This is a genomic window from Hansschlegelia sp. KR7-227 (assembly GCF_049446035.1).
Lineage (GTDB): Bacteria > Pseudomonadota > Alphaproteobacteria > Rhizobiales > Methylopilaceae > Methylopila.
Genome location: NZ_JBMSEA010000001.1, coordinates 3,231,839 through 3,243,138 on the forward strand (window position 1 = coordinate 3,231,839; position 11,300 = coordinate 3,243,138).

At 70.6% G+C, this 11,300-nt stretch carries 12 protein-coding genes; 1 reads left to right on the forward strand and 11 read right to left on the reverse strand.

Translation table 11 applies throughout. From position 1 onward, the window contains the following. Nucleotides 1-50: 50 nt before the first annotated feature. The 8 genes from ACO2RJ_RS15195 to ACO2RJ_RS15230 all read right to left on the reverse strand — a co-directional run bounded on the left by ACO2RJ_RS15195 (nucleotide 51) and on the right by ACO2RJ_RS15230 (nucleotide 6,984). Nucleotides 51-1,331 carry an MSMEG_0569 family flavin-dependent oxidoreductase gene (locus ACO2RJ_RS15195; RefSeq protein WP_423268834.1) on the reverse strand — a complete coding sequence of 427 codons (1,281 nt, stop codon included), beginning with the start codon at nucleotides 1,329-1,331 and terminating at the stop codon, nucleotides 51-53. A gap of 18 nt (nucleotides 1,332-1,349) precedes the next feature. Then, entirely contained in the window at nucleotides 1,350-1,637 is a 288-nt protein-coding gene (locus ACO2RJ_RS15200) for an MSMEG_0570 family nitrogen starvation response protein (protein WP_423268835.1), read from the reverse strand. Next, nucleotides 1,630-2,790 (reverse strand): MSMEG_0565 family glycosyltransferase, encoded by a 1,161-nt coding sequence (locus ACO2RJ_RS15205; RefSeq protein WP_423268999.1) that lies wholly within the window; start codon nucleotides 2,788-2,790, stop codon nucleotides 1,630-1,632. The genes ACO2RJ_RS15200 and ACO2RJ_RS15205 overlap by 8 nt, the downstream gene beginning before the upstream one ends. 28 nt (nucleotides 2,791-2,818) lie before the next feature. Further along, entirely contained in the window at nucleotides 2,819-3,799 is a 981-nt protein-coding gene (locus ACO2RJ_RS15210) for a sll0787 family AIR synthase-like protein (RefSeq protein WP_423268836.1), read from the reverse strand. Next, nucleotides 3,799-4,341, reverse strand: coding sequence for an MSMEG_0567/Sll0786 family nitrogen starvation N-acetyltransferase (locus tag ACO2RJ_RS15215; RefSeq protein WP_423268837.1), 543 nt, complete (start codon nucleotides 4,339-4,341; stop codon nucleotides 3,799-3,801). Before ACO2RJ_RS15215 ends, ACO2RJ_RS15210 begins: the two co-directional genes overlap by 1 nt. Next, nucleotides 4,338-5,459: an MSMEG_0568 family radical SAM protein gene (locus ACO2RJ_RS15220; RefSeq protein WP_423269000.1), complete on the reverse strand. Its 1,122-nt coding sequence runs from the start codon at nucleotides 5,457-5,459 to the stop codon at nucleotides 4,338-4,340. The genes ACO2RJ_RS15215 and ACO2RJ_RS15220 overlap by 4 nt, the downstream gene beginning before the upstream one ends. Next, nucleotides 5,377-6,432 carry a Nit6803 family nitrilase gene (locus ACO2RJ_RS15225; protein WP_423268838.1) on the reverse strand — a complete coding sequence of 352 codons (1,056 nt, stop codon included), beginning with the start codon at nucleotides 6,430-6,432 and terminating at the stop codon, nucleotides 5,377-5,379. The genes ACO2RJ_RS15220 and ACO2RJ_RS15225 overlap by 83 nt, the downstream gene beginning before the upstream one ends. Nucleotides 6,433-6,501: 69 nt before the next feature. After that, a complete protein-coding gene (locus ACO2RJ_RS15230) occupies nucleotides 6,502-6,984 on the reverse strand; it encodes an MSMEG_0572/Sll0783 family nitrogen starvation response protein (RefSeq protein WP_423268839.1) in 483 nt (160 codons plus the stop codon). A gap of 291 nt (nucleotides 6,985-7,275) precedes the next feature. On the opposite strand from ACO2RJ_RS15230, the gene ACO2RJ_RS15235 reads away from it, so the two are divergent. Then, the gene (locus tag ACO2RJ_RS15235; RefSeq protein ID WP_423268840.1) at nucleotides 7,276-8,658 is read left to right on the forward strand and encodes a PLP-dependent aminotransferase family protein; all 1,383 of its coding nucleotides are present in this window, start codon (nucleotides 7,276-7,278) and stop codon (nucleotides 8,656-8,658) included. A gap of 13 nt (nucleotides 8,659-8,671) precedes the next feature. Here ACO2RJ_RS15235 and ACO2RJ_RS15240 read toward each other — a convergent pair whose 3' ends face one another. The 3 genes from ACO2RJ_RS15240 to ACO2RJ_RS15250 form a co-directional block, all read right to left on the reverse strand. Then, on the reverse strand, nucleotides 8,672-9,262 hold the full coding sequence (locus tag ACO2RJ_RS15240; RefSeq protein WP_423268841.1) for a HupE/UreJ family protein: 591 nt from the start codon (nucleotides 9,260-9,262) through the stop codon (nucleotides 8,672-8,674). A gap of 31 nt (nucleotides 9,263-9,293) precedes the next feature. After that, complete coding sequence (locus tag ACO2RJ_RS15245) at nucleotides 9,294-9,794, reverse strand: hypothetical protein (protein ID WP_423268842.1); 501 nt, start codon at nucleotides 9,792-9,794, stop codon at nucleotides 9,294-9,296. 170 nt (nucleotides 9,795-9,964) lie between these two features. Next, nucleotides 9,965-11,173 carry an agmatinase family protein gene (locus tag ACO2RJ_RS15250; RefSeq protein WP_423268843.1) on the reverse strand — a complete coding sequence of 403 codons (1,209 nt, stop codon included), beginning with the start codon at nucleotides 11,171-11,173 and terminating at the stop codon, nucleotides 9,965-9,967. Between the last annotated feature and the right edge of the window lie 127 nt (nucleotides 11,174-11,300).

The window sequence follows — 11,300 nt, forward strand, 5'->3', positions numbered from 1 at the left end:
CGGCTTTGCGGCGTCGGCCGGCCGCGGGGCGAGCTCCGGCCTTCCGTCGCTCAGATGGCGGCGAGCGCCGGCCGGGTCCTGCGCAGCCGTTCCGCGATCCGGTCGACGACATATTCGGCGTCGCGCCCAACCGCGCCGAAGCGGCCGGATCCCCAGGTGTTGAGCCAGGGTAGGCCGATGAAGGACACGCCCGGCTCGCCGGTCACGCCGCGCTCGTGGATCGGGGCTCCGGCGCCGTTGAACACGGGCGCGTCGAGCCAACGGAAGTTCGGCCTGAAACCGATGCACCACAGCACGGCGCGGATGCCGGCGGCTGCGATGTCGAGGGTCAGACGTTCCTCCGCGGGCCGCCACACCGGCTCGTACACGGAAGCCGGCGGCGCTTCGATCCCGTTCTCCGCGATGTGCTTGTCGATCGCCGCGTTGATGCCGTTGTAGGTCTTGTCGGCGGAGTCGAGGCTGGCTGCGAGGTCGCCGCGGAAGCGGAGCGCGCCGGCCTCGAAGCCTTCGAGCGCGCCGTAGAGCTCCATGCCCTCCTTGGCGAAGCGCCGGAGATCGATGTCGCGGCCGCCGTCGCGCCCGGTGACGTAATGGTTGGTGTTGTCGCGCACCCCCTCGCGCAGGGGATGCTCGTTCACCGTCATTTCGTAGTAGCCCATGTCGGCGAGCCAGGCGACGACGTCGCGGCCCCGGTAGAAGCGGGCGCAGCGCGGCGCGTGGCCGACCGCGAGATGCACCTTGCGACCGGCGAGGTGCAGGTCTTCGGCGATCTGCGCGCCGGACTGGCCAGAGCCGACCACCAGCACGGGCCCCTCCGGCAGCGCGTCCGGATTGCGGTAGTCTGCGGCGCCGAGCTGGAGGATTTCGGGCGGCAGCTTCTCCGCGAAGCGCGGCACGATGGGTTCGTTGTAACCGCCGGAGGCGACGACGATCTCGTCCGCGGTGCAGGAGCCGGAGGTCGTCGTCACCTCAAAGCCGTCCTGGGGCCGCCGCGTCACGCGGGTGACCGACACGCCCTCCCGGATCGGCGGTTTCACCTTGGCGGCGAAGGCGTTGACGTAGGCGATGATCTCGTTGCGGCGCATGAAGCCGTCGGGATCGTCGCCTCCGTAAGGGTGGCCCGGCAGCTGGCACTGCCAGTTCGGGGTCACGAGAGAGAAGCTGTCCCAGCGCTGGCTGCTCCAGACGTGGCAGGCGGCGCGCGCCTCGAACACCACATGCGCGATCCCGCGCTGCTTCAGCCAATAGCTGGTCGAGAGGCCCGCCTGCCCGCCGCCGACCACGACGACGGGATAATGCGGGAGCGGAGCTTCGGCGGTCGCATCGGTCATGGCGCGCATGTCCTCCGGTCAGTCTTCAAAGGCGTCGATGGCGACGCGCGGATCGGGAGCGTCCGCGAAGCTCGCGGCCTTCGCCTCGATGCGGGCGAGCTGGCCGAGCGCGAGTCCGCAGGGGCGGCCGTATTTCGCCTCGACGCGGGCGCTCGCGATGGTCAGCGCCGTGCGGGCGCGCGCGAGAAAATCGTCGAGCGGATAGCTCTCGCCGGGCGCCATGTGGTCCCTCACGACGAGGGAGGGCGAGTAGCAGCTCTCGGGCGCCCCGTCGGGCCAGCGGATCAGGAAACGCATCTCAGGCATAAGCGGGCTCCGCGAGGCGGCGATAGACGGCGAGGTGGGCTTCCGCGACGCGCCGCCAGCCGTGGCGCGCGGCGACCGCCGGACCGCCGCGCGCGAGCTTGGCGCTGAGGGGCTCCGACAGCGCGGCCATCAGGGCGTTGGCGATCGAGCCTTCCGAGCGCGGGTCGCACCAGACGACCTCGTCGGCGCCGAGATATTCGGTGAAGGGCGGGATGCGGGAGACGAGCGCCGGCAAGCCGCTCGCCAGCGCCTCCAGCGTCACGAGCCCGAACCCTTCGGTGAGCGAGGGAAAGGCGAGCAGGGAGGCGATCCGGTAGAGCGCCGGCATGTCTGCGTCGGGCAGCGACCCGGCCAGCACCACCGCGCCGGAGGGCAGGCGGGCCTCCGCGAGCGCCTGAGCGAAGCGCGCCTGATAGGCGCCGTGGTCCAGCAGCGACGCGCCGCCGACGATCACCAGCTGCACCTCCGGCCGGAACAGGCGGATCTGCAGGAAGGCGGCCAGCAGGCGCAGCGTGTTCTTGCGGTCCTCGACGCCGCCCACCGCGAGCACCACCGGGCCGCTTCCGAGACCGAGCCTGAGCTTGAGTTGACCTTCGCGCCCGTCGGGCTCAGGCCTGAAGCGGGCGAGGTCGACTCCGTTGCCGACCACCGTCGCCTCGACGCCGACGCGCAGCCGCAGGTCGTCGCGCCAGAGACGGCTGACGGTGAAATGGGCGTCGGCCGTCGCGATCGCGCGGTGCTGCAGCTCCTCCAGCCTGCGGTCGGCGAAGTCGTCGACATGATGGACGGTGCGCGCGAAGCGCGCGATGCGGCCGGCTTGCTTCAGGTCCGCGAGCGCGTTGCCGGAGATGCCGTCCTGCGCGTGGAACACGTCGAAGCGGCGCGACTCGGCGCGCTGAAGCCAGCGCACGTAATCGGCGATGCGGGCCTCCACCAGAGCCGTGGTGTCGCCGTCCGCGATCCGGGTCGCCGGCACCGCCACCGTGCCGCAGCGCGCGGGACGGTAGAATCCGCGGGCGTCGGCATCCGGCGCATGGACGATCGCCTCGTGGCCGAGCTCGTCCAGCGCTTCGGCCAGCGACAGCGCATGGGACACGCCGCCGCGCGGATTCACGGAATGCGTGAAGAGCGCGATCCGCAGAGGCCCGGTCATCATGGGCGGCCCCTCACGCTCGCGCGCGTCATGCCGGCGCCCGCTGCGGCGCGAAGCCGATGAGCGGTCGGTCGGCGAAATCCCAAACGGTCTGGGAGGCTGCGCCCCGACGGATCGTGACCCGCGACCCCTGCGAGATCGCGCCGATATCGGCGGCGGCGATCCCGCGGCGCTCGAAGCGCTGATGCACCGCGGCGACGTGTTCGGGCGTCACGGCGAGCAGGTAGCCGTAGCTCGGAAAGCTCGTCAGCCAACGGTCGAGCGTGACGCCGTCCGGCCGCGGGACCGCGTCGACGTCGATCTCGATCGCGACGCCGGAGCATTCCGCGAGCATCGCCGCGGTGCCGACGAGGCCGCCCTGGCTGATGTCCTTGGCGGCGAGCGAGAGGCCGGCTTCCGCGATCTCCGGCAGCAGCTCGAGATCGGCGCGCAGCCGTACGGGCGGCGCGTCGGTCGCCGCCTCCCAGTTGGAGAACGGCTCGCGGTAGCGGCCGCGCAGGTCGATCGCGGCGATCAGCCGATCGCCCGGCCGGGCGTCGAAGCTCGTCAGCAGACGCCGCGCGCGGCCGAGGATCGCGACTGAGAGCTGGCCGCGGTCGCAGGCGAGATTGGTGTGGCCGCCCACCACAGGGACGCCGTAGCGATCGGCGGCCTCGCGCAACCCGGCGAGCACCGGCGAGGCGCGGTCTTCGTCCTCCGCCCACACGGCGTCGACCACGGCGATCGGCCGCCCGCCCATGGCGGCGACGTCGGAGACGTTGACCATCACCCCGCACCAGCCGGCGAACCAGGGATCGCCGGCGACGAAGCCGTTCATGAAGCCTTCGATCGCGAGCAGCAGCCAGCCGTCGTCGGTCGGGATCGCCGCGCAGTCGTCGCCGGCCGGCACGGCGTCTGCGGCGGACAGGCCGAGGCGCGCGGCGGCGCGGCCGATGTCGGCCTTGGCCTTCAGCCCCGATCCGTCGCGGATCGCGCCGGCGATCGCTTCGAGGGCCGCGGTTCCCAGCATCACGCGGCCTTCCGGGGATAGGCGGCGAAGCCGGCCTCCGGCGTCAGGAAGGGCGGGTAATAAGCGAGGTCGGCCTCCATTCTAAGGTGCGGCCGGCCGTGGAGCGCGGTCTCGTCGATCACGCGCCAATGCAGGCGCTGGAACAGCAGTCCGTTCTGCGGCTGGACATAAGCGAGGAAGCGGGTCGCGCCGCGCCCGTGCGCGGACGACACCGCGAGCCGGATCAGCGCCTGGCCGAGCGCTCCGACCCGGCGATAGGCGGGCGCGACCGCGAGCCGCGAGCCCCACCAGACGCCGGGCTCCTCCTCGTGGATGCGCACCGTCCCGACGACCGCGTCGGCCGCCACGACATAGGAGGACAGCGCCACGATCGGCGTCGCGAGCGCGTCGATTGCGTCGCGGTCGGAGCCTTCGAAGATCTTCTGCTCCTCGCAGAACACGGCGCGGCGCAGCGCGGCGGCGCCGCGAAGCTCCCAAGGCTCCGTCGCGTATTTCACGCGGAACTCGCTCGACACGAAGGGGGCGAACGGCTCGAGGATCATCTCGCTCCGCTCCGCTCGTAGGTCGCGAGCGCGGAGCAGGCGCCGCATTTGGCGCAGCCCGCCTTGACGTCGGCAGACCTCAGCCCATTCGCGGCGAGCATGCCGGCGAGCGGCTTCAGAAGCCCGTTCATGAACTCCGCGGACGGCGTCGGATGGCTTTCGAGCGGCGTGCCGGAGATCGGGGTGAACGGCACCACGAAGGGGTAGACGCCGATCGCCGTCAGCCGCTCGCAGACCGACAGGATGTCCTCGGGCGCGTCGCCGAGGCCGGCGAGGATGTAGGTCGAGACCTGGCCGCGCCCGAACACGGGCACGGCTGCGGCGAAGGCCTCGAAGTAGCGCGCGACCGAGACCTGGGCCTTGCCCGGCATGATCCTCCGCCGGACGTCTTCGGTGACGGCCTCGAGATGCATGCCGAGCGCGTCCGCACCGGCGTCCCGCATCCGGGCGAACCAGGCGTCGTCGTCCGGCGGCTCGCACTGGACCTGGATCGGGAGGACGACGCGCGCCTTCACGCCGGCCGCGCTTTCGGCGAGCACTGCGGCGCCGCGGTCCGCGCCTTTCGGCGTGCCGGTCGTCATCACCATGTGGCGCACGCCGTCGAGCCGGACGGCGGCCTCCGCCACCTCGGCGAGCTGCGCCGGCGTCTTGTGCGCCACCGTGCGGCCGGCCGCGAGCGACTGGCCGATCGCGCAGAACTGGCAGGTCTTGGCGCGGCTCTGGTAGCGGATGCACGTCTGAAGCACCGTCGTCGCCAACACGTCGCGGCCGTGAAGCGTCGCGATGTGGCTGTAGGGCACGCCTTCCGCCGTCGTCAGATCGTAGAATTTCGGGCGCAGCGGAAACGAGACGTCGGCGACGAGCTTGCCGTCGCGCGTCAGCCGCGAGCGGCCGAAGGCGTCGGGCTTCTCGACGAGATATGGGCTCTCGAAGGCCGGCGCGGTGTGCACCGGCGCCATCACGGTCATGCCGTCGATGGTGATCGCCTTGTGGTCGGAAGGTCCGGCGCCGCCGCGGCGGCTGTCGGCTCCGGCCCTAGGGTCGACCAGCCGCACTCCGGAGGACTGCAACGCGTTGATCAGCTCCTCCGTCGCGATCGACGTCGGGGCTTTGAGCATCGGTTTCATCGGGGTCTCTCCCGAGGTCGGGGATTTCGGCGAACGGCGAACGGACGGGGGCGTGCGGGCGATCGTCGAGGACGACGCTCAGGAGTTCGGGCCGGGCGTAGTGGCCGACCGAATCCATCATCCGCTTGCGCTTGAGGCAGAGCGCCATGTCGAGATCAGCGATGAGAATCCCCTCGCCGGACGTCAGCGGCGGGACGAGATGGGCGCCTTCCGGCGAGACGATCGCGGTCATGCAGCCGCCGGTCAGCGCCTTGCGGAGCTTCTCGTCGGGCTGGATCGTCTCGCGCTGCGCGTCGGTGAGCCAGCCGGTGGCGTTGACCACGAAGCAGCCGCTCTCCAGCGCGTGGTGGCGGATCGTCACCTCCATCTGGTCGGCGAAGATCGGCCCGACCATCGAGCCCGGGAACTGGGCCGCGTGGATCTCCTCGTGCTGCGCCATCAGGGCGTAGCGGGCGAGCGGGTTGTAGTGCTCCCAGCAGGCGAGCGCGCCGACGCGGCCGACCCGGGTGTCGACGACCTTGAGGCCGGACCCGTCGCCCTGCCCCCAGATCATCCGCTCGTGATAGGTCGGCGTGATCTTGCGGCGCTTGAGCTTGAGCGTCCCGTCGGCGTCGAAGATCAGCTGCGCGTTGTAGAGCGAGCCGTGGTCGCGCTCGTTGACGCCGAGCACGACGACGATCCCGTGCCTGCGCGCGGCGGCGGACACGGCCTCCGTCACTGGCCCCGGCACGACCACCGCGTGCTCGTACAGGCGCAGGTGCTCCGCGCCGATCGCGACGGGCGGGCGCACGAAGGAGAAATAGGGGTACCAGGGCAGGAAGGTCTCGGGGAAGACGACGAGATCGGCCCCCTTGCCCGCGGCGTCGTCGAGCGCGTTCAGCACGCGCGTGAGCGTGCCCAACCCGTCTTCGAGATCAGGCGCGATCTGGACCGCGGCGGCCTTGACGATGCGCTTTTCGGCCATGACGGCCTCCCTGCAGGAACGCATCATCCCGGATCGCCGGCGACCGGCGATCCGGGATCGCGAGCGGCGTTAAAGCGTCCAGGTGTCGAGGATGAAGGCTCCGTCCTTGCGGTGGAGCAGAATGAGGTCGAGCACGTCGAGCGGGCTGATCGGCGTGATGCCCGGAATCAGAGACGGCTCGCCATGGCCGTAGAGCGCCTGAAGCGCGAAGCGGCAGGCGTAGACCTTGCCGCCCTCCTCCAGAAACTTCGTGATCTGGTTGTTGAAGTTGAGGTGGCCCGGAAACGCCTCGTCGCCGAGCTTCGGGAAGCCGCGCTGGACGCCGAGCGTGACGCCGGGGCCATAGAGCAGGATCGAGGTTTCGAAGCCTTTGCGCTTGAGGCGGGTCGCCTGGAGCAGGTTGACGAAGCCGATCGAACCCTCGAACGCCACCGTGTGGAAGGTGACGAGCGCCTTTTCCCCGGGCTCGGCTTTGACGTCTTCGAACAGCTTGGATTCGTAATCGACCAGGAAGTCGCCCTTCTGATGGGCGGGCTTCGTCACTGCGGGCATCGTCGACTCCTCCGACGCGTTGGCGTTGCGGAGAGAGGATGCAACCTCGGCGCCAGATTGACCGAAGCGTTCAGACGCAACAATATGCAGTCATATATCCATTCAATGTCAAGCCATGCGGCTGCCCCCGACGGCCCAACGATCGGGCGCCCTCCGCTTCCAACTTAGGCGCCGGCGTCTAGCGCGCAGGCGGCGGCTCCGCGTCCCGGCGCGTGACAGCGGGCGATTGCAACATTATACAGTCAATCCGTCGGCGGGTCGCCGACGCCTCGACCGGGACGACATCGCCGCATGCTGGACTGGACGCCCGACCTCTCCGCCAATGGCGCGCCGCGCTACATTGCGATCGCCGACCACATCGAGCGCGACGTGAAGGCCGGCCGGCTGTCGGCGGGCGATCGTCTGCCGCCGCAGCGGTTGCTGGCGCGCCGGCTGGGCGTCGACTTCACCACGGTGGCGCGCGGCTATGTCGAGGCGCAGAAGCGCGGTCTGGTCGACAGCCGCGTCGGACAGGGCACCTTCGTCCGGGGCAGGGGCCGTCAGGCCGGGCCGACGGGCCCGAGCCGGCCCGAACTCGTCGACCTCTCGATGAACCTGCCCCCGGAGCCCGACGATCCGGAGCTGCTCGACCTCATGCGCGAGGGCCTGCTGGAGGTCTCGCGCGATCTCGTGCCGCTGCTGCGCTATCAGGGATTCGGCGGCTCGCGCGCCGACAAGGACGCCGCCTCCGCCTGGCTCGGCCGCCGCGCTCTGGTGCCGACGCAGGAGCGCCTGTTCGTGACCCCCGGCGCCCACCCGGCCCTGCTCGGGATCTTCGGCGTGCTGGCGAAGCCCGGCGACGTTGTGCTGTGCGAGGCGGTCACCTATCCCGGCATGCGCGCGATCGCGGCGCTGCTGGGGCTGAAGCTCGTCGGGCTCGCGATGGACGAGCATGGCGTGACGGCGGAAGCCTTCACGGACGCCTGCGAACGGCTGTCGCCCAAAGCGATCTACCTCAACCCGACGCTGCAGAACCCGACGACGCTGACGATTCCCGAGGAGCGCCGCGCGGCGCTCGCGGCGGTGGCGCGCGGCTTTGGCGTGCCGATCGTCGAGGACGACGCCTATGGCTTCATCCCGACCGAGAAGATCTCGGCCTTCGCCGCGATCGCGCCCGATCTCACCTGGCACATTGCGGGGCTCGCGAAATGCATCGGGGCGGGCCTGCGCGCGGCCTATGTCGTGGCGCCGAGCGCGCGGGCCGCATGGCCGTTCGCGGCGGCGCTCAGGGCGGCGAACGTCATGCCGTCGCCGCTCACCGTCGCGCTCGCGACCCGCTGGATCGAGGACGGCACCGCCGATCGCCTGTTGCGATTCATCCGCGGCGAGAGCGCAGCGCGGCAGAAGCTTGCCGCCGAGATCCTGCCGGCGGGCTCGTTCCGCGCCGACCCGCTCAGCTTCAACATCTGGCTGCCGCTGCCCGCGCCCTGGACGCGCTCGGCTTTCGTCGAGCACACGCGGGCGACGGGGATCGGCGTCGTCGCGAGCGACATGTTCGCGGCCGACGGCAAGCCCGCCGAGGCGGTGCGCGTCTGCCTCGGCGGCCCGACCACCCGACCCCAGATCCGGCACGCGCTGGATTTTCTCGCGCATGCCTTGTCGGAAGCGCCGGAGACGGTGCTCGCGACGCTTTAGCCGGCGGGACCGCTCAAGCGAGCAGGGCGACGCCAGCCAGACCGGCGGCGGCCCCGCCGGCGCGGACGAGCCAATCGCCGCGGCCTTCGGCGAGCCGGCCGATGGCGAAGCCCAGCCCGACGCCGGCGGCGTGCAGGAGCGCGGTGGCGATCATGAAGCCGGCGGCGTAGGCGAGACCGCCCGCGGTCTCCGGCATCTCCGCCCCATGCGCGTGTCCGTGGAAGATCGCGAACAGCCCGACCAGCGCCATCGCGGCCGCCGCCGGCGCCTTCACGCCGAAGGCGACGACCGCCCCCAGCACCACGATGGAGAGCGCGATGCCGGTCTCCACGAAGGGAACCTCCACCCCTGCCGCGCCGAGCGCGCCGCCGGCGGCCATGACCGCGACGAAGGTGGCGGGCACGAGCCAGACGGCCCGGCCGCCGAGCTGGACGGCGAACACGCCGACCAGCACCATGGCGAGCACGTGGTCGAGCCCGCCGATCGGGTGGCCGAAGCCGGCCGCGAATCCGACCGCGTCGAGATGGCCGGGATGCGCGTAAGCGAGCGAGGGGACGAGGGCTGCGGCTGCGGCGAGCGCGGGGCGGAGCAGGCGAGGCGTCATCGGGTCGTTCTCCTGACGGACGTTCGGCGCGTCAGCGCGTTTCGGTTTCGAAGAAGGAGGCTTCGGTGCGGTCGGCGAGGCGGCGCGTCGCCGCAAAGTCGAGGCGCCGCACGACGGCGCCGTCATGGAACAGGAAAGCGAGGCGCCGGCGGCGCGACGTCATCTTCGCCGGCAGCGGATCGTAACGCACGCCCTTTCCGCCAAGCAGCGGCGCGACCGCCCCGACGTCGACGCTGTCCTCGGTCTCGACGCGCAGCAGATGCAGCCGCCGGCCGGCTTCGTCCTCGCCGACGAAGGGCACGCCCGCGACGCGAAGAAAGCTCGTCACGTCAGAAGCGGCCGAAAAGGCCTCCACGAAGGCGGCCTCGACAAGGTCGAGGTCGGTCTCGCGCGGGTCCTCCGTCGCTTGGGCGTGATCATGAGGGAGATGCGGCGTCTGCCACTGCACGGCGCGCGCCGCCGGCTGGTTGTGGCCGTGCCCGTGGGAATGCCCGCCGGCATGGTCGTGAGGGTGGTCGTGTCCGTAATGCATTCAGGCCTCCCGACCTTCACGTCTCGCGCGACGGCGTGCGTGCTTCGAGACGGAGCTTCGCGCCTCCTCGGCATGAGGAGGGTTCAGGCTCCCATCCGCCACGCCCCTCATGCTGAGGAACGGACCGCAGGGCCGCGTCTCGAAGCACGCAGATCGCCTCTGCGACCGCATCAGAAGCTCACCGGCTTGTCGATGATCGTCTTGTGCTTGCCGAGGGTGCCGTTGGCGACCATGGACCCCAGCGCCTCGACGATCACGCGCACGCCGAACAAAGCGGTGATGTCCGACGTGTCGTAAGGCGGCGAGACCTCCACCACCTCCAGCCCGCAGATCCCCGGGGCCGTCACCAGACCAAGGATCTTCAGCGCCTCGCGCGGCAGGAAGCCGCCGGGCTCGGGCCATCCGGTGCCGGGCACGAAGCCGCAGTCGATCGAGTCCACGTCGAACGAGATGTAGACCGCGTCCGCGTCCTTCCAGGCGAGCTCGAGCGCGATCTCGGCGGTCTTCTCCAGCCCGAACTTTTCGATGTCGGCGATCGTCAGCACGTTGGTGTCGCGCTTGCGGGCCTCCGAGACGCCGTAGCGCGGCACCTGCCAGCCGCCGATCCCGAGCTGGACCAGGTTCTTCGGCGAGACGTTCGGCAGGTTGGTCGCCCAGAACCAGGGCGTGGTGTGCATGCGCTCGTCGAGATCCTTCTCCTGGATGTCGATGTGCCGGTCGAAATGGATGATGCCGATCCGCTTGGACGTGCATTCCGCGATGCCGCGCACGCAGGGGAATCCGATCGAGTGGTCGCCGCCGATCATCACCGGCAGCGCGCCGGACGAGGCGACGTGGCTGACGCCCTTCGAGATCTGGTCGAAACTCTTCTCGAGGTTCGCGGGGATCGTGAACACGTCTCCCGCGTCGCACAGCGTCATCTGCTCGCGCAGGTCGACGCCCATCTCGTAATTGTAGGGCGTGTAGAGCGCGGAGATGCGGCGCACCCCTTGCGGCCCGAAACGCGTGCCCGGCCGGTAGGTGGTGCCGGAGTCGAAGGGGATGCCGAGCACGGCGGCGTCGTATTTGCCGACGTCGCGGACGTTTTCGACGTAAGGCGCCTTCATGAAGGTGTTAATGCCGGCGAAATGAGGGAGCTCGCCGCGGGCGAAGGTCGGGATCGACTTGTCGACGATCGAGTCGGCGCCGGGCAGGCCCATGTCGAGCGCCCATTGCTGCTCCTTGCGCCAGCCGGTCTCCGGCAGGCGGCCTTCGGCGTCGAGCGCCTTCCAGCCCTGCGTCTCCATTTTGGAGAAATCCGGATGGTGGCGGCGCAGGCGGTCGCGGGACGGCGCAAGGCCCGCGAAGCGCGAGCGGCGGCGGGGTAACCTAGCGTTCATGGTCATCGTCCTTCACGTCGATCCAGTCCGAACGGTCTGCGTGCTTCGAGACGGCTCGGCTGAAGCCGAGCCTCCTCAGCATGAGGAGGCCTAAGCTCTGGCGTCCTCCCGCCTCCTCATGCTGAGG